The organism is Aminobacterium sp. UBA4908 (genome assembly GCF_002398115.1).
In the GTDB taxonomy this organism is placed as follows: domain Bacteria; phylum Synergistota; class Synergistia; order Synergistales; family Aminobacteriaceae; genus Aminobacterium; species Aminobacterium mobile.
This window is the reverse complement of the sequence record NZ_DHCG01000013.1, coordinates 1-25,553: the sequence shown is the minus strand read 5'-3', so window position 1 is coordinate 25,553 and position 25,553 is coordinate 1. Positions and strand designations below refer to the sequence as shown.

Below are 25,553 nucleotides of genomic sequence, written 5' to 3'. Positions count from 1 at the left end.
CGCAATTTTATAGAATGATCATTTCTTTATCTAGTTTATTTAATACTTCAGGACCCGTTTCTGTAATAGCAATAAGATTTTCTATACGGACCCCAAATGCCCCCTTTAGATAAATCCCCGGTTCTATGCTGAAACAGTTCCCAACCTCCAGAGGTCTTTTATTTCCTGCTACGATAAAGGGATCTTCATGAGGATCCATACCAGTTCCATGACCTAAACGGTGGGTAAAAGCAGCACCATAACCTGCTGTTTCAATAACTTTTCTCGCCTTATTGTCTATATCCTCCGGTATGGCTCCTAGCGTAGCCTCTTCTTCTCCAACATTTTGTGCTTCTAGAACAATTCTATATACCTTTTTCTGTTCTTCCGTCGGATCCCCTATAAAAAACATTCGTGTCATATCACAATTGTAGCTGTTATACCAAGCCCCAGTATCAACGATAATAATGTCTTTGTTTTGAATAATTCGATTGTCTTGGCCTCCATAATGTGGCATCGACCCATTTATTCCAGAGGCTACAACAGGGTACCGGGGAACCCCCCCTCTTTTCTCATGGAGAAACATAATATGCTTCGCTATATCTTTTTCCGTAACTCCTGGGCGGATGAAATTTTTCAGGTCTTCCATAACTGCATCATTATTTCTTGATGCCGCTCTCAAAAAATCAAGTTCCTGCTCATCTTTACTACGTCGAAGAGGCGAAAGAACCGATGCCCCATTTACACACGTTATGTTCGTCTCTAAAACTGCATCAAGCATATCTACAGCTTTCACTCCTGCATTAAATGCAACTCTTCCATTGTTAAGGCCTAAGGCTTTTATCCCATCTTTAAATACTTCCACAAATCCTTGACCATCTTTCCATTCCAAAATGGCCGTACTTTCAGGAAGAGCTGCCTCCATTTCTTCGCGATAAAGGGAGGGGCAGAGAGCAAAAGATTCTCCATTTTTAGAGATCATGACTCCTTTAAATCGACTGTCAGGATGAAGCTTAAGGCCTGTGGTGTATTCCAGATCTGAAGAGGGAGCTAAAAAAATTCCATCTAAATTGCTATTTTGAAGAATTTCGAGAAGTTTGTTAAATCTTTTTACGTAATCCATCATATCCTCCTCGTATAAGAGAAAGAGAGAAGCTTTTATCTGCTTCCCTCTTTCTTACTAAAACAAACTATTTCTTACTTTATTTTGTAGTATTTCTTAGGTATCTCAACATCCGTCAAATGGAGGAACCCTTTCCCAAAGACGTAGGAGTCTTGCATAATAAGGAGATAATTTTTCATCTTTACACCTGTATTTTTATCTGTATAGTACATTGTTCTCCATGATGCTCCCGGAGTATATGTCTCAAGAGCTTTTTTTAGCGCCTCCGTGTCATTAATGTCGGTTTTCCCTTCTACTACCCATTTCCCGAACTCGCCAAGCCCTGCAGCAGTAGCATAGGCAGTAGAGTACGCCCATGTACCCAGTCTTCCACCAGCTCCGGCATCTACTACTGCTTTTTCTATTTTAGCCATAATGGCTTCCCAATTACCCTTCTCCTTCTCAAGATCTAGATGAAAAGCCCCTGGATATCCCTTCAATGGAGACGGACTATCTGCTTCCAAAAAGTAACCGCCATGATGGTGGGTCAATTGTCGCAACAATGGCTCAATATGAGTTTGGTTCGTCGTAAAGAAACACGCATTTTTCCCATATTTTTCAAGCCATGCTGGCGTTTTTTCAAGGACGTACTGTTGCGCGCCTGCCACTCCTACATCTGATGTAGGATCTGGCGCTGTTTCCTGAACAAACTTAAGACCTAAGTCTTTACATACTTCTTCCATTATATGCATACGCCTTGAAAGAAGTTCTATGCTCAAATGACGTGGGAAAGAAATATGGACAAACGTATCAGCTCCCATTTCTTTCGCACCATATATAATTGTGTATCCTCGGCTAATATGATCTGGCATTACAGCAAGAGAAGCTACTGGACAAATCATATTAGGATCTTCGAGGGGATTACCTGCAAGTCTTACAATATCTGGCCGCTTCTCCATAATTCTTTTAAAAGCCTCTGTTGTTCCAGGAACAGCCTCATCAACAACAATTACTTTCATTAGAGGATCATCGGCAAGACTTACAATTTGAGTAATTGTCGTCTCCATTTCCGCGTTAAAGTTATCTGGAGATGTGAGATGTCTAACCATGCCTCCATCCGCCACATCACCATATTTTTTCAATAGAGCCTCTGCTCCCCGGTAATTATCTTCAGCTTGAGAAACTGTTGGAGTAACGATACCGATATGGAATGGCGCTTCTGCTAATGCTAATCCAGAAAAAGAGCACACTAAAAATACAGCACATAAAAAACGACAAACAACCTTTTTCATAAAAAGCACCCCCTACTACATTTTTATCTTCACAGTTCCCTCTCAATGTTTCCCCTTTGCAACTCTTTGAAACGTATAGTCTTTACCTCCTCCTTTTCATTACGTTCTTATAGTTGAATGTGTTTTTGCTTTTCATAGTCTTCTTTCATCCTTATTCGCAACGTTTCATCTAAAATAGTTTTTAGGCTAGCCCTGGCCAATCCCCTTGCAGCTTTGCTCAGGGCACTCCTCGCCTTGCCTCCACGGCATGCTCGCCCAAAATCGACAGTGTGAGGTGCAATTTCTTGTTCAGAAACACAAATAAGCAGTTCCAAAGTGGGAAGCCTCCACGAAATAGCACCCATATCTGTAGAACCAGTAAGGCTCGGATAATCATTAATAGGCTCTCCTACTTCTTCTTCCATAATTTTTTTGAGCATATTTTTACCGGTAGGGTTGGGGAGCATATTATCCATGCTATATCCACATTTGCTCCAAGATACTTCCGTTTGAGTTGCTATAGCCGCTCCTCTGGCGCAATCAAAAACCTGCTCTACAACTTCATTTAAATAGGTTCTCCAAGGGGCTCTTAAAAGCAGTCTCGCCGCCGCTTTGCTTGGAACTATATTGGGCGCCGATCCTCCTTCTGTAACAATGCCATGCATACGTACTTCTGGTCTGACATGCTGGCGTAACATATCTATTCCGTGCAAAAACAGCTGAAGGCCATTAAGAGCATTTTTTCCCTCCCAAGGAGACGCCGCTGCATGGGCTGATTTCCCAGCAAAAGTAAACTCGAAGGGATCTACAGCTAGAGAATTAAAACCTATAAAAGAGCTCCCTGTTTCTGGATGAGCCATGAGGACAAGATCACAGTCGTCAAAAAGTCCCGCTTTTGCCATGGGTACTTTTTCACCTGTTGTTTCTTCCGCCGGAGTGCCAATAACTCTGATCTGGGCAGGAATATTTTCTTTCTCCAGTACATGTTTGAGAGCTCTTGCCGCTAGAACTGAAATAGCTCCACACATATTATGGCCACAACCATGCCCTACTTCAGGTAAGGCATCATATTGGGCAAGAAGCCCTACAGTAGGGGCATCGTCTCCTCTATTTTTAAAGAATGCGTTGAAACCTGTGTCATACCCCGCATATGGTCGTTCTATTGTAAAATTTTCTTTTTCTAGGGCTTCACATAAAACTTTGGACGTCTCGTATTCCTCATGGCTGAGTTCTGGGTGCTCTGCTATCCAGTCGCTGAGTGTTCCAAGTTCATCAAGGTTTTTGCAAATATACTCGTCCATTTTCAGTGCAAGATCTTCATACTGAGACATGAACTACACCTCCAACATATATGCATTATGATTATTCTGTCACTATGACATCAGAGGAACCTGCTGCAACAAGAGGTAGAGAGACGATAACCATTCGCTCAAGCTTTAAAGAAAGAGGAAAAGTTATAGATTTACCAATCACTCCATCTGATAAAGTCTCTATTAAAAAGACATTCTTTAAGCCGGCAACTTCTATTGCAATCCTATCTTCTGACTCAAGTTCAAATTTTTCTTCTCCTGCTGTAATACGAACACAATCTAAAGCTGGAAAAACTTCTCCATTTTGCTGTATCTCTTCATTCGCAAAAACGACAACATGCCGTTTACCTATAAAAACTAAAAAAACCCCAAAGAAAACTAAAGCCACCACAAGAAGAGTCCGTAAAAGTATTCTTCTCTTTAAAGTGCTCAAGGCAAATCACCTCTTCTCTTCTAAACCAGATCTTCGTCTTCCATTTTCATTCGAGCTATTCGAGCTCGACGTCGTTCCCACGCGTGAAGCAAAAGAGTTACAGCAATAATCCCGTAAGAAACAAATACCCTAAAGTATTCACCAAGCTGCGCATCCCCTATAAGATTTTTTCCAGCAGTCGGTGAGATCACAAACATTAAGTGAAAGAGGAGGACTCCGATAAAAACATTGGAAATACGTGCCTTCGAAACTGTGGCACCACCAATAAGGAGCGCTGCTATAGCGAAAATACCTGTCTGTTCATGACTATTGTAGGTATTTATGGTTCCAAGATTTTGCAGGAAGATAATTTGCCCGTAACAAGCAAGAAGAGTGGAAATAATAATGGCCACGATACGCGTTTTTTCCACAGGAATTCCAGCCCCATCTGCAACGGCCATATCCTTACCTACAGCCCGCATGTCTTGCCCAAGTTTTGTCTTTTCAAACATGACCAAAAGGAGACAAAAGGCTAAAATAACCACAAAAGTTGCTACAGGGATAGAAAGCCCTTGTATTTCTATTGTCACAAGAGAATCCAGCGCCTTCCTAATGCCGGGAAGAGCCATTGTGTTCCTTACGCCGTACCCTCTAGAGAGCAAAAGTTCAGGATCTTTGAGTGGGAAAATCGATCCCATACAATAAAGAACCACGAATTGGTAAACCCCATTCATGAAGAATCCTAAAATATACGAAGTCACCATTTCCCTGCCTTTTGCTCTATTCATTACATACCCACAAAGAAGGCCTAAAAGAATGGATATGGGGGTTCCTATCAAAGCTGCTATCAACAAGCCCGGAATACCTGCAACACCCCAATCGACGGCAAGGATTAAACCAATTTGCCCGGCCATTGCGCCAAGAACCATTCCAAAATTCAATCCCATTCCGGCAAGTACTGGTATAAGAAGAGATAAAACCAGAAAAGTATTACGGCTTAGGCGAGTTATCATTTCCTGAAGAAGATAGTGGCAACTTAAGCCTGAGATAGGAATGGCGAAAAGAGCGAAAACAAGAAATATGATGGGAACTATGTTCGATAATATAAACCCCTTTAAAGAATGTTTTTTCATCTTTTTTTCACCTGCTCTTTCCTGGTAAGAGCGTATAAAATCATGCCATTAGAGACAATGATTCGAATAACCTCTGACATGTCTGTCTCTAGAAGACCGTTAATAACAGAAGGGGTCATGGTCAGTATTCCTTGGAAGAGCAACGTTCCTATAACAACGTTCGTAATTGTCGCTTTGTTTACAGAAGCTCCACCTAGCAACACTGCTGCTACAGCTGGGAAAGCCATGTAAAAAGGCCCCATATAGAGCTGGATAAAACCATAACTTTGTTCGTACACAACCATCCCAACTGCACCCAGAACAGTAGATATAATTACCGATAAAACTCTCATGCGATCGACATTAACGCCGTTAGCTCTGGCAAATTGCGGGTTACTCCCTGCAGATGTCATAGCAGTTCCTGTTTTCGTTCTGAAAAAAGCCCACACTAAAAAGCATGCCGCCACAAAAAAAAGGAAGGTGCCTGTTGGGAAAAAGAAGTAATTACCAATACGGAAAGCTAAAAATTTGTTCAAAACTTCAAGCCAAAAACCTTCGAGACTGATCGTAGTTCGCAAACCACTACCACCAAATCCCCACAGCATGAGTGGATTACGATAGGGCAAAAGGAGCCACATCATACACATAAAAGCCACAGAGGAAAAACCTACATAGGTGGCGATCATCATTTCATCGCCTTTCGCCAGATTTAAAATCCAGCCATAGATATAGCCTAAAAGAGCCGCGAGAGGGATAGCAATTAAAAGAGCTACAAAAAAACCTGTAAATCCCTGTAAGGAAAATTCCATAGATGTCACTGCGCCAACAAGCCCAGCTATAACACCTAAAGGCAACCCAAAGTTAAGGCCACAACCGGACTGGATCATGGGAACCATGGCTAACACCATAATGCCGTTCATTCCTACCCTAACTAATGTGTCGCTTAAGGACGTATCCACGCGAACGCCAACAAAAGGAGCAATAGCAAAGAGTATCACAAGAAAGAAAGCAATAATGACACGAGGCCAACCAAATTGCGCTACGATTCTTTCTATTTGTTGGGAGTTATGCATGAGTTGCTTCCTCCTTTTTCTTATTGCCAAGCATAAGGAGACCGAATTCTTCCAAAGGAGCATCTGCTGGGAGGATATCTGCTATCTCCCCTTCACTAACAATTGCAATTCTATGGCAGACAGAACGAAGCTCTTGAAGTTCAGAACTCGTCACAATAATAGTCGTCCCCAATTTTTCGTTAAATTCCTTTAAAACATCAAGGACAAGCTGTTTTGCCCCTATATCAATGCCCCGAGTAGGTTCTGAAGCAAAGAGGACGTGAGGGGAAGTGGCAAGGACCTTTGCGACACACACTTTTTGCTGGTTTCCTCCGGAAAGTTCTATAACCCTTTGGTTTGGTCCAGTACACTTTATATCTAACTTTTTTATATAGTCCTCTGCATATTGATACAATTCTTCCTCATTCCTCCATTTAATAAATCCACCGAGGAGTTTTTTAATAAATCGTTCATGGACCTGCATGGCAGTAAAGGCAATATTTAAAGCTATGGACTCATCGAGGAGAAGACCAACTCCCCTTCTATCTTCTGAGATAAAAGACAGGCCTGACCGTAATGAGGAAAGAGGATCATTAAGTTTAAGTTCTTTGCCATCTAATAAGACAGTTCCCCTGGAAGGGAACAATCCCATAATGCCATTGGGGATACCGAGCTTCCCCTGCCCTGCAAGTCCTCCAATACCTAATATTTCTCCACCAAAAGCATCGAAAGAAACATTTTTTACTTTTTCTCCAGGCATATCCACTTGTAAGTTCTGAACAGATAAAACTACAGGCCTTTTTGTTTTTTCTCTTTTATTGACTTGTGTTGAGCTTTCTTTAATCTCGCGACCAACCATCCACGATGCAATGCTTCGAATATCCGCTTCTGATGTGGGAATATCTCTAATAACCCGGCCATCTCTTAAAACGATAATGCGGTCGCATACATCTAGAACTTCCTGAAGCCTATGAGATATAAAGATGAGACCAATTCCTTTCGCAGATAGTCTCTTTAATGTCTTCAAGAAGGTCTCTGCCTCAGACTCCGTTAGTACGGCAGTGGGCTCATCGAGAACTAAAATTTTCATCTGCTCTCTATCTATTTCGCGCGCTATTTCAGTAAATTGTTTATAACTTACCGGCATCTCTGAAACGAGCGCATCTGGGTGGATATCTACCCCCAAAACCTGTATCGCTTTTTCTGCGCGTTTTTTCATAGCGGGTCTATCCAACAATCGAAAACGATCACCAAAAACTTCAACTAAAGGGTTGTATCGAGAGACTTCTCTATTGAGAAGGATATTCTCTGTTGCGGTAAAGCTTGGGATGAGGAAAAATTCTTGATGAACCATTCCTATTCCGTTATCAATAGCGTCCAAAGGGTTAGTAAAATGAACCTCTTCCCCTTCTATTAGAATTTTTCCACTATAACCGCCTGTGTCATGGATAACAGGCATTCCAAACAGAACGTTCATGAGGGTTGATTTTCCAGCTCCGTTTTCCCCCACTAAGCCTATAATTTCTCCCCGCTTCAAGTGAAAATCGATACCTTCCAGAACTTTATTGCCGTAAAAGTCCTTACAGATACTGCACATTTGCAGAAGCGGTTTCGAATCAAACATTCCGCACCCCCCTCTCTTTAAACAATATCCTACAGTATGGCTGTTGGACATTTGAACATTAACACAGCAATATTTCTCAGTCAAGAGGATATCTTTAAATTTTTTAAACTTGTATATACTTAAGAAAAATAGAATTCGGTTTCAAATGAGGAGAAAAAAGCGGATCCACTTTCAGTTGTAATTGTCAACATTGCGTATAGCACGCAACAATTCGCATGGGCACAGAAAAGAGAGGATACATTGCATAACTTAGGTATAGAGCAGCAAGGAAGTGGCACATAAAAAAAGGCAGCCCATGTACCTTTGGGCCACCTTCTCTATCAACATGCTTTATTCGTATACTTTAAGCGCAATTGCATACATTCAAGACTTGACGTTACGTTATAAAACTAAAGTTTTATAACGTTTGCTGCCTGATCTCCCTTTGCGCCGGCTGTTACATCGAAGGAAACTCGCTGACCTTCATCGAGAGTCTTGAAACCATCCCCCTGAATAGCGCTAAAATGGACAAAGACATCTTTCCCCTCATCGCTCGTAATAAACCCATAGCCCTTCGTCGCATTAAACCATTTGACTGTTCCCTGTTTCAAGATTTTTCCTCCTAAATAAATCGAATAGCCGGCCTCAAACCAGCGTTTATCACGCTATCATATTTCTAAATAAAGGTCTAGCACTCTCTATTCAATTATACAAAAAACACAAAAGAGAAAGCACTCTCAAACTTTTTCAGGTATACTTCAATTGTTTGTATTTTTAAGGGGTGATAGCAATGATTCTCGTCACAGGAGGAGCTGGGTATATAGGTAGCACAGCAGTTTTGGCTTTACAGGAAGCTGGCTTCCATGTAGTCGTTCTCGATAATTTCAGCCGCGGGCATAAAGATCTTGTCTTTTCTCCCTATCTCGCGGAAGGCGACTTACGGGATGAAGTTTTTGTACAAAAAGTTTTTGATACATATCCTATTGAAGGTGTACTTCACTTCGCAGCTCTCAGTCTTGTAGGGGAGTCTATGAAGGAACCAGAAGGATACTATTGGAACAATATAACTGGGACACTCAATCTTTTACGCGCGATGAGAAGCCATAACGTTATGTCTTTTGTGCTTTCTTCTACAGCCGCTGTTTATGGCGAGCCTGAAACTGTGCCAATTTCAGAAGAAGCCAACAAAACACCCACAAATGTATATGGCGAAACAAAGCTCTTCCTCGAAAGTGTGTTGCGCCGCTATTATGACGCCTATGGACTTAAAAGTATTTCTTTCCGTTATTTTAATGCCGCAGGGGCAGACCCCCAGGGACGTACAGGGGAAGATCACTCTCCTGAAACCCATCTGATTCCTCTTGTACTTGATGTGGCGCTGGGGCGGCGTGCGTCTATTGCTATTTTCGGTGGAGACTACCCTACAAAGGACGGTACGTGTGTGCGAGACTACATTCATGTAACGGACTTGGCACAAGCTCATGTCTTAGGATTACAGCGCCTTTTAGCAGGGAAAGCCTCCATAGAAACATATAACCTTGGGAATGGAAGCGGCTATTCTGTACTCGATATTATAGAAACAGTACGAAAGGTAACCCAACATCCCGTCCCCACTATAGACGGAGCACGACGTTGGGGAGATCCCGCGAAACTCGTGGCTTCCTCTCAAAAAGCTATCAAGACTTTGGAATGGGAACCACGCTATGCCGCTTTGGAACAGATTGTCGAAACAGCCTGGGCGTGGCATCAAAAAAGATTCGGATAGCGATGCTCGCAAGGATACAGTGTGGAATAGCAGAGAAGGAAAAACGGCGCCTCTCTTTTCCCTCTCTGCGAAATTATATTTCTTCCGCCGCAGGCACCCCAAGTTTCTCGTATTCCCTCGCAATCACCGAACCAAAGGCAACCAGATAAACTACCTTGATTTTTTGGTCGTTCGCCAGGAAATCCGAAATCGTATTCAGCGCTATTGAGCATGCTTCCGCAACAGGATAGCCATAGACACCACAGCTTATAGCCGGGAACGCTATTGTAGTACAGTCATGATCCCTTGCAAGTTCCAGGCTTCGACGGTAGCATGAAGCCAGAAGCTCTGCTTCCCCCCTCGTTCCGCCGTGCCAAACCGGCCCGGGGGTATGGATGACGTAAGAGGCGGGAAGATTATATCCCTTTGTTATCTTTGCATCTCCAGTGGCACACCCTCCAAGAGAACGACAGGCTTTAAGCAACTCGGGGCCCGCAGCTCTATGAATAGCACCATCCACTCCGCCACCGCCAAGAAGAGACGTATTTGCGGCATTAACAATGGCATTCACCGCCATAGTCGTTATGTCTCCCTCGTAGAGGCGGATCCTCTTATCGATAGTCATAATACTCCCTCTCCTTTCGTGAAAAAATTGCCTTTGTCCATTAAAAGTACTTAAAAAATACTTATTTTTTACTGTCATTTGTTTTCTTGTTTGTAAGGGTGATGTCATTTATTTTCCAGCAGCACCATTGCGGCGCAGAGAGCCTATTCCTTGAACGATGCCATTTTCATTGACACCAATGGCATTTAATCCACCAAAAAATGCATCTGGATATGGGTACAATTTCACAGTATGGCCGAAAAATTTCTCAAGGCATTTTATAGTGTTCACAGGGAAAGCGTCTTCCATGCGCAACTCTGGATACAGAGTGTAGCCTACAAATTTAGGAGCTTTTACAGCCTCCTCAAGGGTCATATGAAAATCGACAAGATCTACTATTACCTGAACTAAGGTGGAAACGATACGTCCTCCTCCAGGCGTTCCAAGCACCCACTTAATCTTTCCGCCCTTTTCTATAATTAAAGGGGCAATTGTAGTGCGAGGGCGTTTCCCTTCTTCCATGTAAAGCGGGTCTCCCTGTGCAGATCCATCTTGGAAATTACATAATTCGTTGTTAAGAAAAAAACCTCCTACCCAATAGCCTGTTCCCCAAAAATCGGATATGGTTTGTGTCCAGGAAACAGTATTCCCCCATTGGTCCACTATGGCAAAATGGGTTGTAGAGGATGATTCTACAGGCACAATTTCCTTGTTTTCTATAGGAGCTTTATAGGGTTTTTCTTCTATTAAAATATCTGAGAATTTTTTGCCCTCTTCAAAAAGGAGAGGATTTCCGTAGCGTTGTTTCCATTCCTCTGGGGAAGAAGCCTGAGATAGATTAAGCTCCATAAAACGACGTTGAGCATATTTTTTATCTACTAGACCATGTTCTGGCAGATCGTCAAAAGATGTATCACCTACGAATTTTTCCTGATCCAGTGCTGTAAGGATAAAAATTTCTTGCATAAGGTGTATTCGTAATGGGTCGTCCCATTCAAAAGCAGAGATATTGAATTTCTCCAAAATATTGAGGGTTTCAATAAGACGCGGCCCTCCTGCTGGCATTCCCGCTACATATATATCGTAGTCTCGATACGTTCCATGAAGAGGGCTTCGCGCACATACACTATAAGACTGAAGATCTCCTTTTTGAATCCAGCCCTCGTTGTGTTTCATAAATGTTTCTATAGAATCAGCAATAGAACCACTATAAAACGATTGCAATCCTTCTTGACTCAAAATGCGAAGCGTTTGGGCCAAAGGTAGATTGAAACATCGGTCTCCCTCTTTCCAAAGTTGCTGTCCGTTCTTTAGAAAATCAGGAGCGGAAAGGATCAGGTGATCGTAGTAAAAAGCCACTGCCTGGGCGAATTCCTTAGTAACCACAAATCCTTCTTCCGCTAAGTGGATAGCCGGCGATATCAAATCCGATAAAGGCATGGTTGCCAGCTTTTTATGAATGTATTCCAGAGCAGCGGGAAGGCCGGGAACACCTGCCCCCTTCAGAGTTTGCATCGTCTTCGCAAATGACATCTTACTCTTTCTTATATTTTCATATGTAGCCAAATGAGGAGCAACGCTGCGAAAGTCCAAAGCAAATCTCTCCCCATCAGCTGTTCTGCCAATAAGATACCCCTCTCCCCCCAAACCAGAACCATAGGGCTCTACCACTCCCAAAGCCACACTCACTGCTATAGCCGCATCAAAAGCATTCCCACCTTTCTCCAAAATTTCTGCCCCAACCTTAGCGGCATCAGGATTCATCGCAACAACAATGCCGTGATCAGATTGAAGGACAGGAGCTATCGTTACAGCCTGAGATGTTGGGGCAAAAAAGAGGAAGGCATATAGTATAAAGGAACAACAAATGATGCCATGTCCCGAGCCCAGAAATCCAGCGTTGCAAAACCTTAACTTACGTATTTTCATCTCCTATAACCCCATATTTCCATTAATCTGCACCTACATTCCCATATTATAAGGCCGTGCCAGATCCTGAACATTTCAAGATCTGGCCTTATTTTATTTTTCCAAAGTAGAAGTACAAGCTGGGCATCGAAGAGCCTGTTCAGGAATTTCAGTGAAGCAGTACGGGCATATTTTTACTGGTGGTTTCGGTGCTGGCATTGATGGTTTTCTTAGTCGGTTCAAATTTTTCACAAGGACAAAAACAGCGAAGGACACTATAAGAAAGCTTACTATGGAGTTAATAAACAAACCTGCATTCAATGTAACAGCTCCAGCCTCTTTTGCTTGCGCCAAAGAAACATAGGGCCCAGCCGTCGCCCCTTCCTTCAAAACCCAAAAAACATCTTTAAAATCTACATTGCCCATAAGTAACCCAATAGGCGGCATTATTACATCATTCACCAAAGAAGAAACAACGCTCCCAAATGCTCCACCAATAATGATTCCTACCGCCATATCCATAGCGTTACCCTTCACGGCAAACTCTTTGAATTCTTTTAAGATAGACATGGTATCCCCCCTATATTAAAAAATAGTTATCCCTATATTATATAATGAAACAATCTAAACATCTTTATCGGTAAATACATGGGGCAGGAATAAAAAATAATATTACAATGGACAATAAAAAGAACACGATAAAAATGAAGTTATAAAAACGCTGCGCAATTCAAGACCTGGCACCATTTTATGGGGGTGAGAAGATGAAGCGTACACTGATAATTGTAGCTATTTTTATTCTTAGTTTCGTCATGATTTTACCAGTGTCTGCAAGAGCTTTTGAGATGAGCTCTTTTTCTGGTCCTCGTGTTACAGATTTATATTTGATAATTGTACGTGATCCTGATGCCCAACTTTTGGCTCTGGAGAAGGGGCAGGTTCATATCCTCAGTGATATTGCTCGACCTGTAGATATTGAGAGGTTGTCTCAGAATCTCTCAATAGGCATGTCTCTTGCAAAAGGATTCCACGGATTTTTCCTCGGTTTTAATTTACGAGCCTTTCCATGGAACTCTGTAGCGTTACGCCAGGCCGTTTGCGAGGCAATTCCACGAGAGAAACTGGTACGAGACCTTTTCTCGGGCTATGCAGAGCCACTGTCTACCTTTTTACCTCCAGCTTCTCCCTACTTTGAACAAAATGTGGTTACCTACCCTTATAACCCTGATCATGCGAAAAAACGTCTACAGGAAGCTGGCTGGAGCTGGAACAAAAATGGCATCCTCGTATCTCCAGATGGGACCGGACCTGATGCTAAAAGAACTCTTACTCCACAGAAGCTCCTCTCGCCTACTGCTCAGATAGCTCCCACAACAGCAGAGATCGCCGAACAAGCTGCGGCTTCTCTTCGAGCCATTGGGATTCCCATAGAGGTCGAACCCATGGATTTTTCTACTATGATCGCACTGCTGGACGAGCGAAAATTCGATGCATATGTTTTGGCGTGGCAGATGACACGGGACCCAGATTCCTTGTTCGCCTTATACCACTCCTCTATGGACGTAAAGGGCGGATATAATATTCCTGGCATATATAATTCCAACCTGGATAGCATTCTCGAAAGGCTTCGATGGGCCCACGACGAAGCCTCTGCTCGATTGGCAGCTTCTGAAGCCCAAAAGATGTTGGCAGACATTGTGCCAGTAGTTCCGATCTACAGTCGATATTCCATATCCGCCGCTTCGACGTTGTGGAAAGGGACGTATGCCACTTCCTATACAACATCGGATAATATATGGAGTTTCCTGCGCATGGAACCGAGGGAAGGTTCTATGGAACCCCTTCGTGTAGCTCTTGCAGATGAGCCACGCTCTCTCAACCCTCTAACAGCCAGTTCCGCCTATGACTGGAACGTTCTGTCACTTATTTACGACGCCCTTCTGGCAATAAATCCTGAAAACCTGGGCGATCTTCCATGGATCGCTGAATCATGGAAGATAGAGACTATAAGAGAGGGAGACCTTCCGGCAACAAAACTCTCCTTCCATATTAGGAAAGGGGTTACGTGGCAGGACGGACGTCCCCTGACAGCTTCTGACCCTGCTTTTACTATTAGCTTTCTTAAAAAACATCGGCCACCTCGATTTTATGATGCTGTGAGTGATGTTGATAAAGTTGAGACGCCTGACGAATACACCTTGGAGGTTACTATGAAGACCACGAGCTATTGGCATCTCCATAATATTGGGGGGCTCCCTATTTTTCCTCGTCATATACTGGAAAAAGTATCGGATTGGCAGAGTTGGAAACCAGCACAAACCCCGTTGGAAGGCGAAGAGGGACTCTCCCAGTTGGTGGGGTCAGGGCCCTTTATCTTCAAAGAATATCGCCCTGGAGAGTACGTTCACTTTATACGCAACCCCCACTTCTGGCTTCTTCGCAAATGAGGGATCAACCATGAAAAATTACTGGGCTCGACGAATAGCAGGCTCCATTCTCGTTCTGTTCATTGTTCTTGTCTTAAATTTTTTGCTCTTCCGCCTTATGCCGGGAGATCCTGTAGGAACCATTCTGGATCCCAGATTTTCTCCTGAAGCCAAGATGGAATTGCAACGTCTATACGGTCTGGATAAGCCTCTGGAGACTCAATTTATTCTCTATATGAAACAAATGGTCACTTTCCATTTTGGATTGTCTTTTCTCACCGCTCGGCCTATTTGGGAAGAGCTATCCTCCCGTCTCCCCAATACTATTGCGCTGCTCGGATCAGCGTTGCTCCTTTCTGCAGGTATTGGCACATGGCTTGGTATACGAGCTGCGTTACAAAGGGGGTGCTGGGGAGAGAGAATTGTTCTATGGGGCGGCGCTCTTTCCTTCTCTTTTCCTTCTTTCTTTTTGCAACTCATTCTACTTATGGCTTTTGCTTACGCTCTTCCCCTCTTCCCACTTCGAGGCAGTGTCTCCATCCCTCCTCCTCAAGGATTCTGGGTCTCCATAATCGACTACGTGTGGCATCTTATGTTGCCTGTAGGATCTTTAGTCCTTCTCAGTTTTGGAGGATGGGCTCTCTATGTGCGAAACCTTATGGTGAAAGTTTTGGGGGAAGATTTTATTGCCATGGGAAAGGCTCGAGGCCTCCCGAAAAAACGAATTGTCTGGAATCACGCTTTCCGCACTCTTATCCCTCCCCTCCTCACTATTTTGCTCCTCTCCATACCAGGGATTATTTCAGGGGCAGTCATTACAGAAACTGTTTTCTCTCTGCATGGAGTAGGTCGTTTCCTCTTCGATTCTGTAACCGGTCGCGACTATCCTGCTGCCAGCGCTGCCTTCTATCTTCTCGCTTTACTGACAATTTTCAGCAACCTGGCTGCTGACCTTCTTTACGGCATAGTAGACCCGAGGGTTCGTTTTGAAAGGAGAGAAAAATAATGGAGCTGCGTCGACGATGGAGCTTCCGTGTCCTCCTATGCCTCTTCTTCTTGGCAATGGTGGGCCCCTCCCTTTTTAGCATTTCTCCTTCTGATGAAGTAGCACCGCCCTTTGCGAAACCACTATGGCTACGTCACAATCTTCCTCCTACGATAGACCTCGCCATATCGAAAAACAAAGGGGAATCCTCTATTGCATGGACATATAGCCCTCCAGCTCGCCTTCGTCTCGTAGGGTATATTGTAGCTACAAAGCCTGTCTCTCTCCTCTGGATAATGCCAGATCGAGAACTTTTTTTGCTGCTCTTTCCTCAAGGGGAAACAACTCTGGAGATAGACGGGCGGGACATGGCTTTTAAAGAGATGCTTGGCGCCTCTCCTTTTGCACAAGTTCCTCAGGTTCTTTTCCCTGAAGAGGGAGAGTACACTCTTGCTTTTGATCACCCAGAATATATTGTAAAGGGAGACCTCGCTTTACATATAGAGGGAGGGCGGTGGGGAGCGTTAGGAACAGATCAGCGCGGCCGAGATGTCTTGCTCCTTTTTATAGAGGGGGTGAGAGTTTCCCTGATAGTGGGGATCAGCGCAACCTTTCTGGCCACTTTTCTAGGCCTTTCTTTTGGACTCTTAAGTGGTTATGTTGGGGGATGGCTTGATGCCCTCATTATGAGAGGTGTAGATGTGCTTCTCTCCATCCCAATCCTCCCCATCCTCATGGTTTTAGCCGCTTTTTGGGGGAAGGGCCTTTGGCAATTGGTTCTTATTCTTTCGCTTTTTTCATGGATGGGGACGGCTCGTACAGTTCGAGCAATGACACTTACTCTGCGAGATAGCGGCTACATCGAGGGCTTGCGAGGTCTTGGTGCTCCGACTCATTATATTCTCTGGCGCCACTTGCTACCAGAAACCCTCCCCCTGCTTTTGGCAAATATCGCCTTGGGAGTTCCTAGCGCCATTCTATCTGAGGCAGGTATCTCTTTTCTAGGGCTCTCAGATCCTCGCATCATTTCGTGGGGGCGGATGCTTCACGAAGCTTATGCTTTTGGCGCTTTCTCTCAAGGAGCCTGGTGGCTACTTATTCCTCCAGGGTTGGGGATTACATTGCTCTGTCTGGTTTTTCTTGATCTGGGGAAATATTTAGAAGAACGAGTGGATCCTCTTTTGAAGGGGGAAGCGCGGTCATGATTGATATAATCAACCTCTCCGTAACCTATGAAGGGAAAAACAAGGTACTCGCCATCAAGAACGTATCTCTAACTCTCCATAAAGGCACCATTACGGGCCTTGTAGGAGAATCTGGAAGTGGGAAAAGCTCTCTCCTCATGGCTATCCCAGGGCTCCTTTCTCCCCAAGTCACGGTAGAAGGGGCCATTATTTACGATAATATTAACCTTTTAACTCTTAATGACAGTATGTTGAACTCTATTCGATGGAAAGAGATAGCGCTGGTTCCGCAAGGAGCTATGAATTCCTTTACGCCAGTGCTCACCATAGGAGAACATATAGAAGAAGTTTTAGAGGTTCATCTTGGACTTTCCGGCTCAGTTGCCAAAAAGAGATGCGCCTCTCTGCTCGAAGAGGCCGAACTTGAAGTTTTTCTTGCAAAAAGATACCCCCATGAACTATCTGGAGGGCAGAAGCAACGAGCGGCCATAGCCATTGCTTTAGCGTGTGATCCAGCCTTCCTTCTCGCAGATGAACCAACAACTGCTCTTGATGTAATTACTCAGAAAGAGATTATATCTATGCTAGAGAATTTAGTAAAAAGACGAAATATGGGCATGCTCTTCGTAACCCATGATCTCCCTTTAGCTACCCATATTTGTGATGAGATAGCAGTAATGAAAAGCGGAGAGATTGTTGAGGAAGGAAGCCCCTCAAAAATAGTGAACGCTCCTCGTCACTCTCATACAATTCAGCTTGTTCAAGCTCTGAAAAAGATAGAAGGAGATTTGTCATGACAAACGGATTCCTCGTAGAGGCAAGAAAGGTTAGCGTCTTCTTCCCATCCAGGAGAAGAAATGAACGTGGTTGTTGGGCTCTTAAAAATATAAATCTCATATTACGAAAGGGAGAAAGTCTTGCCCTTATTGGAGAATCAGGTAGTGGCAAAACAACTCTTTTACGAATTTTATTAGGGCTTATTTCTCCTACAGAAGGAGCGTCTTTTCTTTTCGGGGGAAATATACATCGTTGCTCGCGTCAAGAACGCATAGGGCTTCGACGACGATGTGGTTATGTTTCTCAGGATCCTTACGGCAGTCTGCCTCCCACATTGACAGTTATAGATGCTGTAGCAGAACCATGGATTATCGTATATGGGCGAAAAAGCCGCTCTGAAGCGTACGGTAGAGCTAGAAATATTCTTGAAAAATTAGGGATACGGGAAGATCGACTTCTCTCCACCCGCGTTCGATCTGGTCTTTCTGGAGGGCAAAGACAGCGTATCGCTTTGGCTCGAGCTCTGATTTTAGAACCAGAGCTTCTTTTATGCGATGAGCCTACAAGCATGCAAGACGCCTCGACTCGAAGTGATATTGTAGATCTTTTATGTGAGAGAGTAACATACGGCATGTCTATGATTTTCGTTACACATGATCTCTATCTCGCCAGGGCTGCAGCAGAGAAAGGCATGATATTGTTACGGGGGGAATGCTGCGAAGAGGGAGCAACGCAAAAGCTCTTATCCTTCCCAAAACACAGATACACTCGAAGGCTTATAGATGCGACGCCCACTCTCACCGACGTGAGCGCTTCCAGCCTTTAAAAGCAAGGAACAATCCATTTGCACATCCAAAAGCGCCCATAAGAGCCAAAACATTCTCCAGCCCCCATAGAAAGCCTCCATAACTCATAATGAAGGGAGTTATAATGAAGCCCCCTTCCATAAGAAGAGTCCCCGCCGCCACTCCCTTCGGCTGAAGATGGCGAGGGAATATATCTGGCATTAAAGCAAGCATTACAGGGAAACCCATTCCCATGCCTATCCCGTAAATAGCTCCTAAAAAGCAGAAAGCCTGGTTACTGAAAGCTACTTTTGCACCTACCACTACAGCGCCCATAAGAGCAATGGAAAGGCTTCCTATCAACGTGCGGTCTATGCGGTCCATAATTCCCGTGGCAAGGAAGCGCAAGAAGAGAGAAACTACTGCGTTTGTCATCATAAAAGCACTGGCAATCATTCCTCTGGAATGAATAAGGGAGGGCATATATTGTAAGGTAGAGGAATTGACGAGAGACCACGTCAGAAGAGTCGCCATAAGAGGCCAAAAACCTGGAACGGAAAACATCTCTTTCCAACTTCCCCATTGTTGCGCCTGGTTCCTGTTATGGGGGAAAGGAGAGTCATCTTCATCGGAATGTTCCAGTTCGGCGAGACGCGGAAGGTACTTCGTAGAAAAAATGAGAGCGAGGACAAGAAGAGGGGCCAAAATAAGATAAAAGCTCGTTCCCATACGGGAGAGAGAGAATTCGGCTATTGGAAGAATTGTTACGAGAGGCAATACATACGCAATAGCGATCCAGGCGTACAAACGCCCCCGGCGATCGGCCGGAATGCTCAGGGCCTGATACGTAGTAATAGCTACCATCACTATTCCATAGAAGAAGCCCATACACGCCCGCAAGATCATGAGACCGGAAAAAGACTGAACCCACAACAACGGAAGTGATGAAGCAAAAAGGAAAATAGAAGCTATGAGCAAACTTTTCCGAACGCCTATCCGCTCTGTTATTATTCCACTAAAAGGACGAACCAACGTAGATGTGACGCTGAAAATGCTCATGAGCCACCCGGTGAGGATAAAAGGGAATCCCTGCTGTTGAATGGCCACTGGATAGAGAAAGAACATAGAGACAAATGTCTGACTGAAATATGTTACGAGCCAGCAGAGTCGGAAAGTTCTTCTATCAAGTTGCGACGCCATAACAAATGCCTCCTAATACTAGGTTTTTATCGAGAGCTCAATAGAGTCTCAAGACTTAGCGCCATTTAAGAAGGAGAGAGCTGCGTCTAAATGTTTACAGCGCTTTTGGTGCATAAAACCCGGGCAGGTACATGCCTTATGTTTTACATCTACAGCATAATCTTCCGTCCCATGGGCAATAAAGATAGAAGGCGCCACCTTTTCAAGGCGAGAAGGATCAAAAACATTGACGGAAGGCTTATCCGCAGAATGTTTGTCTATGGCCTGATTTGACAGACAATCTGCATCGCTGTTTTCCTCCCTTGGAACCCATTCAAAGGCAATGGAGCGGCCACGGATCAAACGTTGGGCTTCTTCCCAAAGTATTTTAAGATGGGGACTGGCTACTTTCCACTCTTTTTTCATCTGGCAGATTACAAGTCGACTGTCTCCACGAATAACAATTTGCTCTATATTCCGCTCTCTTATTTCGCGAAGCAACATGAGCAATCCCTCGTATTCTGCTTCATTATTCGTTTTGGAGCCAAGATACGTCGTTTTTTGCCATATAATATTGCCTTCTCCGTCATAAAGCAGGGCTCCTGCTCCTGCTTCACCTGGATTTCCACGGGAAGCTCCATCAAAATGTCCACTATATGTCATTAATGTCACCATTCTTCTGTCCAATAGATTTTAAAAAACGAAGAGTTGAATCTTCCCAACGAGGCATACGAATACTCAACTCCTCTAAGGGGAAAGAATCTAATGCGCTCATTGCTGGGCGCTGAGCTAAAGGCCGAAAATCTTCGCTTCGTGCTGGTTCTATGGTTCCCTGCCATCCTAGTTCTTTAAGAGCAAAAGAAGCCCATTCAAAACGGCTACACCGGCCAGCACACGAAAGATGGTAGAGTCCCCATTCCCGACGATAAAGGAGCTCCAATACTCGCTCTGCCAGATCTGGAGCATATGTAGGGCTCGATATCTGATCTGAGACAATTCGAAGCTCCCGCTGATTCAGACTCCATTGAAACACTTTTTTGAGGAAATTTGATGATTCTTTCCCTTCAGGTCCAAAAACCCAACTCGCCCTTACTATAAGAAACCGAGAGGTGTGATCCCGAATAAACTGTTCTCCCAAAAGCTTACTGCGCCCATACACATTAAGAGGATCAGGTGCGTCAGCAATAGTCCACGAGCGTACGCTTTTACCATTAAAAACATAGTCTGTACTGAAAGAGATGAGGGGAATACCCTGCTCCCCGGCAACTATAGCTACATTTTTGGAGCCCATGGCATTAACCATATACGCTCCCCGCCAATTTTGTTCCGCACCGTCTACGTCGTTCCACGCCGCGCAGTTGATAATACAGTTCGGCTTATCTTCTTCTATGCGCCTTCTGAGACGCCCTATGTCTGTTATGTCTAGTTCTTGGCGGGAGTATGCAGAAAAAGAAAGATCTTCTTCTTTGAAAAGGCGCTGGAAAGCACATGCCAGTTGTCCACCGCTTCCAGTAATAAAAAAATCCATGCTACTCCCTCCTTCCGGTAGTGCTCAACATTTTATCATAGAAGGAGGGGGGGATTGTCGTCTTATCTCCCTTTAGAAGCAAAAAGCCTTTCGTAAAGGGTAATAACCACGGTGGTCACGACTGCAAGGACCACTGCCAGAGCGTCAGCTCGCCCAATATCCACAGAAACCTCGGATATATGAGTATAGATCACGAGGGGAAGAATTTTAACGCCTGTACCGGTAAGAGCAAAGGCCGTTCCAAAAGCTCCCATACTTACGGCAAAAAGAAGGGAGGATCCGGCAAAAATAGCAGGGCCTAACATGGGGAGAAGCACTTTAAAAAGAATAGTCATTCGGGAAGCACCCAGATTCATTGCCGCCTCAATAAGGCTCCAGTCAGCATTGCTCCAGGCAGCTGTCATAGTAAGAATCATTCGAGGGATAAGGAAATAGAGATAGGCCACTACCAAACCTCGCCACGTGAAGAGGAAAGCAGAAAACTCCAAGGGGTTAAACCCGAATATCTGACTGAAAATCATGGTGATAAAACCACTTGTACCTAACAAAATGATAAACATAAAGCCTATCACAAGGCCACTAAACGTTAAGGGAACAGCTGTAAGGGCCATGAGAAACTGTCGGAAACGTCCTTGGCTTTTATAGACGATGTAGGAAAGGGGCAAGCCGATAACTGTCCCTAAAATGGCTGTGGAGAAAGAGAGGGCAAGACTTGTACCAAGAGACTCCCGGTAAAGATTTTTAGTAAAGAGCATAAGGTAATTAGCAAGGGAAATATGCCCATCTATACTTACGCTCTCGATAAAAACCAGAGCCAATGGATATATGAGAAAAATCCCCAGTAAAAGCACAAGGGGGACAAGAAAGAAAAATGCTACGTAACGTCTCTCCACAGATGTTCACTCCTTCAAATAAAAGGGGCGGGAAAGGGAAGCCGCCCCTTATTCCATTAACGTCTAATTCTCTCCTAAGACTTTGTTGCCCCACATCTGTGCTGCTTTTTCCTGCACTTTTTGAGCTGCAACCCAGTCTACGTTCTTAGCTTTTTCATATTCAGAGGCAGGAAGGAACTTATCAGCAACCTCTTCGGGAAGCTCTACGTCATCACGAATGGGCCGAACAAAACCTTTTGCGAAGGTCTGCTGCCCCTCATCGGAAAGGATATAGTTCAACCACAGTTTGGCACTATTAGGATTCGGAGCTCCTTTCGCCATGCTGACAGCATAGGGAGACGTTATAGTCCCCTCTTCGGGAATAATAATATCTACATCATCGCCAAGACCGGCAATATATTTAGCCCGATACCCATTCCAATCGTAGGTAATCCACACGGGGATTTCACCTTTAATAAACTTATCGAAAGGAGTTGTTTTTTCGATCATACGAACGTTGCCGTTCTTCTGAAGTTCTGCAAGGTAATCGATTCCTGGCTCTAGATTGTCCAAGGACCCACCGTGAGAGTATGCCGTGGCAATAACAATAGCGTAACCAATTCCAGCTGTTCTGGGGTCTAGATATACCACTGATTTTTTATATTTCGGGTCGAGAAGAGCCTCCCAAGAAGTGGGAGATTCTTTAATTAGGCGCTTGTTCACTACAAAAACCACAGTTCCCTTATGAATGGAGAACCAATGTCCATCTGGATCTTTTAAAATATCTGGAATTTTATCGAAATTTACAGGCTTAAAAGGCTGAGTAACACCTCTCTCTTTGGCAAGAGCACCAAAAGGCATAAAATAATAGGCAGTATCGGCCTGAGGGTTGTTCAACTCTTTTTCAAGACGAACAACTGTGGCTCCACTCCCAAGGTCATTATATACAAGCTTAATGCCATAACGTGCTGTAAAACCATCGAATAACCCCTGCCAGTTCGCCCAAGTAGGACCTGTATCGTAGCTGCTAAGCCCTTTCTCTTGTTTGGCCAATTCGGCCAACTCTTTTTCGCCAGAATAAAGTTCCTGCTCTGCAGCCAGTGCGAAGCCGGCTGCAAATGCAAGGATAGCAAGTGCTATGAGAACTAAAGTAGCAATTTTTTTCATCCTTCGTAACCTCCGTATTCTCTTTTTTATTCTAAAACGTGCCCATCTTCCGGGGAAAATGCGAGGCGAACAGGATCTCCAGGTTCTATAGATACCACATGAGAATTCAAAGCATCCACCAATAACCGTTCTCCCCCTATGGCTACAGCAATGCGAGAGAGAGGACCAAGAAAAACCCGACCTTCCACAACTCCGGTGAGTACGTTATACCCGCCATGTTCCGTTCCCAAACTCATACGTTCTGGTCGAACCATAATTTTATATGTACCAGCAGGGCGGCGCTCAAGACAGGCTAGCTTTAGCGAAATGTCTTGCCAATGGGCAACCCCATCTCCACAGGTAGAAACTGTAATAATATTGTTAACACCAACAAAATCTGCCACAAAAAGGGTTCGAGGAGAAGAATAAATGTCCCAGGCAGTCCCCACCTGTTCTATTTTTCCCCGATTCATAACTGCCACTCTATCTGAAATAGAGAGAGCTTCTTCCTGGTCATGAGTCACATAAATAGTGGTAATCATGCTCTCCCTTTGAATTTTTTTAATTTCAAAACGAAGAGAATTTCTTACCTTAGCGTCAAGAGCAGAAAGAGGCTCATCAAGAAGCAAAACATCGGGACGAATGGCAAGAGCTCGAGCAAGAGCTACTCGCTGTTGCTGTCCACCAGAAAGTTCTTTGGAGTACCCGCAACGCTTCTCTGCAAGCCCTACCATTTCCAAAAGTTCCATAACTCGCTGTTCTATCTCTTTCTCTTTTACTTTTTGAACTCTGAGACCAAAAGCTACATTCTCAAAAACGCTGAGATTGGGGAAAAGAGCGTAGTTCTGAAAGACAAGGCCCACTCTTCGATTTCGAGGCCCAGTATGGGTTTTATCCTCTCCCCCAATAACGATTTTCCCCTCATCAGCACGGAGAAAGCCCGCTATAAGGCGCAACGTTGTAGTCTTACCACAACCTGAGGGGCCAAGAAGAGATAAAAATTCGGCCTTCTCTACCTTTAAAGAAATATTATCTACCGCAATAAAATGGCCGAATCGTTTTACTACATGTTGAAGATCTACACTACTCACTCTTTTTCGTCCCTTTCATTTTCAAATATGGAAAGAGCCACTTGTACTGCTTCTTCAGGAGTTTCGGCATGAATTAGCGGCGCTGGTTCGCCTTTTTCATCCTGAATCTGCCACGTCCCCAAAGCTATTACCGGCCGCCCCATTTTTAGGGCAAACCCTATTTCAGAGAGGGTCCCAAAAGCTCCTCCAATAGAAATTACAACGTCCCCAGCTGAAACTACAACCGTATTACGCGCCTCTCCAAGGCACGTAGAAAGGGGGATCGTCACCCATAAATTAGCTTCCGAACGTTCTCCCGGTAAGATACCAATAGATATCCCTTTTCCCTCGGCGACGCCACGACACACTGCTTCCATAACTCCACCGCGACCACCACACACCACAACACATCTGTTTTTCGCAAGAAGCCGTCCTACTTGATACGCATTATTCCAAACGGTTTCATCTGCAGTTGATGTGCCTATAACACTCACTATTTTCATATTTCTCAACTCCCGAGAAGTGTCTGTTCGTGACCTGATTTACCAAAAAGGGCTCCTAGCCCCAACACACAAAAGAGAGAGAAAAGGGAGAGTCCAGCTAATATTGTAGTAGCAGCACAGGCAAAGCCCGTACTTACGTAAAAGGCCTGATATAAAACAACAGGATAGGTCTGACTCTGAGAGCCCGTAAGCATTACCGAGAGCTGAAACTCCCCTAAAGACATGGCAAATGTCATAAGAGCCCCAGAAATAAGCCCTGGCAGAAGATTAGGAACCAGTACACGGCGCATCATAACCATGGTTCCAGCGCCAAGAGAAAATCCCGCTTCCTCCAGTGTTTTCCAGTTTATGAGATCCATATTCGCCATGAGGGGACGGAGCATAAAGGGGAGAGTATAAACCATATGGGCAGCAACAAGAAGCTGCCATGTACCTATAAGAGCCATTCCAGGCCAGTTAAAAGCCTGGATCATGCCGAGTCCCATTACGACAGGAGGAATAGCTACTGGCAAAAGAATTGTAAAGTTGAAGATAGACCGCAACACTGGCCTGTCAAGAACATGAACGGCATATACAGCAGGAAGAGAGATAAAAGCATTGCCGACAACAGTCAGAAAGGCTACAAGAAGGCTTCTTTTCAAGGCATCCATGTACATGGGCTGAGAAAAAAGATCCAAATACCATGACCACGTAAATCCTTCTGGGAGCAGGGTACCAAACCATTTCGCCCCCAAAGACCCCACTAAAATCAAAAAAATAGGGGCCAAAATATAGGAAAAATAGAGAGCCCCTAACGAAAAAGACAACGCTCGACGAACCATTGAATGCACTACAATTTCCTCCATATTCAAAACACGGACTTCAATTCTGAGAGAAAGAATACACTGGAAAAGATTTTTATTCAAGTTACAGTTCTGCAAAAAAGAAAAGGCTGGGAAAAAATCCCAGCCTACTATTTTGTAAAGGAGTAGATATGATTAAAACCCTGCGTAAAGAGGATA

25 protein-coding genes are annotated in these 25,553 nt (G+C 44.2%); 6 read left to right on the top strand and 19 right to left on the bottom strand.

The genetic code is table 11. The annotated features are described in order from the left end of the window. Positions 1–7: 7 nt before the first annotated feature. The 8 genes from B4J50_RS09390 to B4J50_RS09355 all read right to left on the bottom strand — a co-directional run bounded on the left by B4J50_RS09390 (position 8) and on the right by B4J50_RS09355 (position 8,455). A complete protein-coding gene (locus B4J50_RS09390; protein WP_084043835.1) occupies positions 8–1,105 on the bottom strand; it encodes a M24 family metallopeptidase in 1,098 nt (365 codons plus the stop codon). Positions 1,106–1,176: 71 nt separating this feature from the next. Beyond that, entirely contained in the window at positions 1,177–2,373 is a 1,197-nt protein-coding gene (locus B4J50_RS09385; protein WP_024821435.1) for a DUF3798 domain-containing protein, read from the bottom strand. A 107-nt stretch (positions 2,374–2,480) separates the two neighbouring features. Continuing rightward, complete coding sequence (locus B4J50_RS09380; protein WP_024821434.1) at positions 2,481–3,683, bottom strand: M20 family metallopeptidase; 1,203 nt, start codon at positions 3,681–3,683, stop codon at positions 2,481–2,483. Positions 3,684–3,714: 31 nt separating this feature from the next. Beyond that, positions 3,715–4,095 (bottom strand): DUF6672 family protein, encoded by a 381-nt coding sequence (locus tag B4J50_RS09375; RefSeq protein WP_024821433.1) that lies wholly within the window; start codon positions 4,093–4,095, stop codon positions 3,715–3,717. A 20-nt stretch (positions 4,096–4,115) separates the two neighbouring features. Then, positions 4,116–5,207: an ABC transporter permease gene (locus tag B4J50_RS09370; protein WP_024821432.1), complete on the bottom strand. Its 1,092-nt coding sequence runs from the start codon at positions 5,205–5,207 to the stop codon at positions 4,116–4,118. Then, the gene (locus B4J50_RS09365) at positions 5,204–6,259 is read right to left on the bottom strand and encodes an ABC transporter permease (protein ID WP_024821431.1); all 1,056 of its coding nucleotides are present in this window, start codon (positions 6,257–6,259) and stop codon (positions 5,204–5,206) included. Before B4J50_RS09365 ends, B4J50_RS09370 begins: the two co-directional genes overlap by 4 nt. Beyond that, positions 6,252–7,862, bottom strand: a complete 1,611-nt coding sequence (locus B4J50_RS09360; RefSeq protein WP_024821430.1) for a sugar ABC transporter ATP-binding protein — start codon at positions 7,860–7,862, stop codon at positions 6,252–6,254. The genes B4J50_RS09365 and B4J50_RS09360 overlap by 8 nt, the downstream gene beginning before the upstream one ends. A gap of 389 nt (positions 7,863–8,251) precedes the next feature. Then, the gene (locus B4J50_RS09355) at positions 8,252–8,455 is read right to left on the bottom strand and encodes a cold-shock protein (protein WP_156923315.1); all 204 of its coding nucleotides are present in this window, start codon (positions 8,453–8,455) and stop codon (positions 8,252–8,254) included. Positions 8,456–8,631: 176 nt separating this feature from the next. On the opposite strand from B4J50_RS09355, the gene galE reads away from it, so the two are divergent. Continuing rightward, positions 8,632–9,606 carry a UDP-glucose 4-epimerase GalE gene (galE, locus tag B4J50_RS09350; RefSeq protein WP_024821428.1) on the top strand — a complete coding sequence of 325 codons (975 nt, stop codon included), beginning with the start codon at positions 8,632–8,634 and terminating at the stop codon, positions 9,604–9,606. A 73-nt stretch (positions 9,607–9,679) separates the two neighbouring features. On the opposite strand, the gene B4J50_RS09345 is transcribed toward galE, so the two are convergent. The 3 genes from B4J50_RS09345 to mscL all read right to left on the bottom strand — a co-directional run bounded on the left by B4J50_RS09345 (position 9,680) and on the right by mscL (position 12,667). Continuing rightward, a complete protein-coding gene (locus B4J50_RS09345; protein WP_024821427.1) occupies positions 9,680–10,210 on the bottom strand; it encodes an O-acetyl-ADP-ribose deacetylase in 531 nt (176 codons plus the stop codon). 108 nt (positions 10,211–10,318) lie between these two features. Next, on the bottom strand, positions 10,319–12,118 hold the full coding sequence (ggt, locus tag B4J50_RS09340) for a gamma-glutamyltransferase (protein WP_024821426.1): 1,800 nt from the start codon (positions 12,116–12,118) through the stop codon (positions 10,319–10,321). A gap of 93 nt (positions 12,119–12,211) precedes the next feature. Further along, positions 12,212–12,667, bottom strand: a complete 456-nt coding sequence (gene mscL / locus B4J50_RS09335) for a large-conductance mechanosensitive channel protein MscL (RefSeq protein ID WP_034326166.1) — start codon at positions 12,665–12,667, stop codon at positions 12,212–12,214. A gap of 194 nt (positions 12,668–12,861) precedes the next feature. Between mscL and B4J50_RS09330 the strand changes: the two genes are divergently transcribed. Genes B4J50_RS09330 through B4J50_RS09310 form a run of 5 tightly spaced genes read left to right on the top strand, consistent with a single transcriptional unit; the run spans position 12,862 to position 18,295 of the window. Continuing rightward, positions 12,862–14,544, top strand: coding sequence for an ABC transporter substrate-binding protein (locus B4J50_RS09330; RefSeq protein WP_024821424.1), 1,683 nt, complete (start codon positions 12,862–12,864; stop codon positions 14,542–14,544). A 10-nt stretch (positions 14,545–14,554) separates the two neighbouring features. Next, on the top strand, positions 14,555–15,529 hold the full coding sequence (locus B4J50_RS09325; RefSeq protein WP_024821423.1) for an ABC transporter permease: 975 nt from the start codon (positions 14,555–14,557) through the stop codon (positions 15,527–15,529). Further along, entirely contained in the window at positions 15,529–16,713 is a 1,185-nt protein-coding gene (locus B4J50_RS09320) for an ABC transporter permease (protein WP_286847077.1), read from the top strand. Before B4J50_RS09325 ends, B4J50_RS09320 begins: the two co-directional genes overlap by 1 nt. Continuing rightward, on the top strand, positions 16,710–17,489 hold the full coding sequence (locus tag B4J50_RS09315) for an ABC transporter ATP-binding protein (protein WP_286847074.1): 780 nt from the start codon (positions 16,710–16,712) through the stop codon (positions 17,487–17,489). Before B4J50_RS09320 ends, B4J50_RS09315 begins: the two co-directional genes overlap by 4 nt. Further along, complete coding sequence (locus tag B4J50_RS09310; protein WP_024821420.1) at positions 17,486–18,295, top strand: ABC transporter ATP-binding protein; 810 nt, start codon at positions 17,486–17,488, stop codon at positions 18,293–18,295. The genes B4J50_RS09315 and B4J50_RS09310 overlap by 4 nt, the downstream gene beginning before the upstream one ends. On the opposite strand, the gene B4J50_RS09305 is transcribed toward B4J50_RS09310, so the two are convergent. The 8 genes from B4J50_RS09305 to B4J50_RS09270 form a co-directional block, all read right to left on the bottom strand. Further along, entirely contained in the window at positions 18,267–19,454 is a 1,188-nt protein-coding gene (locus B4J50_RS09305) for an MFS transporter (RefSeq protein WP_286847071.1), read from the bottom strand. The two genes, B4J50_RS09310 and B4J50_RS09305, sit on opposite strands and share 29 nt — an antisense overlap. Positions 19,455–19,502: 48 nt before the next feature. Then, positions 19,503–20,096, bottom strand: coding sequence for a ribonuclease HI family protein (locus tag B4J50_RS09300; RefSeq protein ID WP_286847070.1), 594 nt, complete (start codon positions 20,094–20,096; stop codon positions 19,503–19,505). Next, complete coding sequence (gene rfbD / locus B4J50_RS09295; protein ID WP_286847068.1) at positions 20,086–20,961, bottom strand: dTDP-4-dehydrorhamnose reductase; 876 nt, start codon at positions 20,959–20,961, stop codon at positions 20,086–20,088. The genes B4J50_RS09300 and rfbD overlap by 11 nt, the downstream gene beginning before the upstream one ends. A 62-nt stretch (positions 20,962–21,023) precedes the next feature. Continuing rightward, positions 21,024–21,854: an ABC transporter permease subunit gene (locus B4J50_RS09290; RefSeq protein ID WP_024821416.1), complete on the bottom strand. Its 831-nt coding sequence runs from the start codon at positions 21,852–21,854 to the stop codon at positions 21,024–21,026. 63 nt (positions 21,855–21,917) lie between these two features. Next, positions 21,918–23,000, bottom strand: coding sequence for an extracellular solute-binding protein (locus tag B4J50_RS09285; RefSeq protein WP_024821415.1), 1,083 nt, complete (start codon positions 22,998–23,000; stop codon positions 21,918–21,920). A 26-nt stretch (positions 23,001–23,026) separates the two neighbouring features. Then, positions 23,027–24,070 (bottom strand): ABC transporter ATP-binding protein, encoded by a 1,044-nt coding sequence (locus tag B4J50_RS09280; RefSeq protein WP_024821414.1) that lies wholly within the window; start codon positions 24,068–24,070, stop codon positions 23,027–23,029. Next, complete coding sequence (locus B4J50_RS09275) at positions 24,067–24,552, bottom strand: TIGR00725 family protein (protein ID WP_024821413.1); 486 nt, start codon at positions 24,550–24,552, stop codon at positions 24,067–24,069. Before B4J50_RS09275 ends, B4J50_RS09280 begins: the two co-directional genes overlap by 4 nt. A gap of 5 nt (positions 24,553–24,557) precedes the next feature. Beyond that, on the bottom strand, positions 24,558–25,373 hold the full coding sequence (locus tag B4J50_RS09270) for an ABC transporter permease (RefSeq protein WP_286934304.1): 816 nt from the start codon (positions 25,371–25,373) through the stop codon (positions 24,558–24,560). Between the last annotated feature and the right edge of the window lie 180 nt (positions 25,374–25,553).

Excerpts from the sequence above, each read along its gene's own strand:
- B4J50_RS09390 (WP_084043835.1), bottom strand. The coding sequence starts at position 1,105 with ATGATGGATTACGTAAAAAGATTTAACAAACTTCTCGAAATTCTTCAA.
- B4J50_RS09385 (WP_024821435.1), bottom strand. The coding sequence starts at position 2,373 with ATGAAAAAGGTTGTTTGTCGTTTTTTATGTGCTGTATTTTTAGTGTGC.
- B4J50_RS09380 (WP_024821434.1), bottom strand. The coding sequence starts at position 3,683 with ATGTCTCAGTATGAAGATCTTGCACTGAAAATGGACGAGTATATTTGC.
- B4J50_RS09370 (WP_024821432.1), bottom strand. The coding sequence starts at position 5,207 with ATGAAAAAACATTCTTTAAAGGGGTTTATATTATCGAACATAGTTCCC.
- B4J50_RS09365 (WP_024821431.1), bottom strand. The coding sequence starts at position 6,259 with ATGCATAACTCCCAACAAATAGAAAGAATCGTAGCGCAATTTGGTTGG.
- B4J50_RS09360 (WP_024821430.1), bottom strand. The coding sequence starts at position 7,862 with ATGTTTGATTCGAAACCGCTTCTGCAAATGTGCAGTATCTGTAAGGAC.
- galE (WP_024821428.1), top strand. The coding sequence starts at position 8,632 with ATGATTCTCGTCACAGGAGGAGCTGGGTATATAGGTAGCACAGCAGTT.
- B4J50_RS09345 (WP_024821427.1), bottom strand. The coding sequence starts at position 10,210 with ATGACTATCGATAAGAGGATCCGCCTCTACGAGGGAGACATAACGACT.
- ggt (WP_024821426.1), bottom strand. The coding sequence starts at position 12,118 with ATGAAAATACGTAAGTTAAGGTTTTGCAACGCTGGATTTCTGGGCTCG.
- mscL (WP_034326166.1), bottom strand. The coding sequence starts at position 12,667 with ATGTCTATCTTAAAAGAATTCAAAGAGTTTGCCGTGAAGGGTAACGCT.
- B4J50_RS09330 (WP_024821424.1), top strand. The coding sequence starts at position 12,862 with ATGAAGCGTACACTGATAATTGTAGCTATTTTTATTCTTAGTTTCGTC.
- B4J50_RS09325 (WP_024821423.1), top strand. The coding sequence starts at position 14,555 with ATGAAAAATTACTGGGCTCGACGAATAGCAGGCTCCATTCTCGTTCTG.
- B4J50_RS09320 (WP_286847077.1), top strand. The coding sequence starts at position 15,529 with ATGGAGCTGCGTCGACGATGGAGCTTCCGTGTCCTCCTATGCCTCTTC.
- B4J50_RS09315 (WP_286847074.1), top strand. The coding sequence starts at position 16,710 with ATGATTGATATAATCAACCTCTCCGTAACCTATGAAGGGAAAAACAAG.
- B4J50_RS09310 (WP_024821420.1), top strand. The coding sequence starts at position 17,486 with ATGACAAACGGATTCCTCGTAGAGGCAAGAAAGGTTAGCGTCTTCTTC.
- B4J50_RS09305 (WP_286847071.1), bottom strand. The coding sequence starts at position 19,454 with ATGGCGTCGCAACTTGATAGAAGAACTTTCCGACTCTGCTGGCTCGTA.
- B4J50_RS09300 (WP_286847070.1), bottom strand. The coding sequence starts at position 20,096 with ATGACATATAGTGGACATTTTGATGGAGCTTCCCGTGGAAATCCAGGT.
- rfbD (WP_286847068.1), bottom strand. The coding sequence starts at position 20,961 with ATGGATTTTTTTATTACTGGAAGCGGTGGACAACTGGCATGTGCTTTC.
- B4J50_RS09285 (WP_024821415.1), bottom strand. The coding sequence starts at position 23,000 with ATGAAAAAAATTGCTACTTTAGTTCTCATAGCACTTGCTATCCTTGCA.
- B4J50_RS09275 (WP_024821413.1), bottom strand. The coding sequence starts at position 24,552 with ATGAAAATAGTGAGTGTTATAGGCACATCAACTGCAGATGAAACCGTT.
- B4J50_RS09270 (WP_286934304.1), bottom strand. The coding sequence starts at position 25,373 with ATGGTTCGTCGAGCGTTGTCTTTTTCGTTAGGGGCTCTCTATTTTTCC.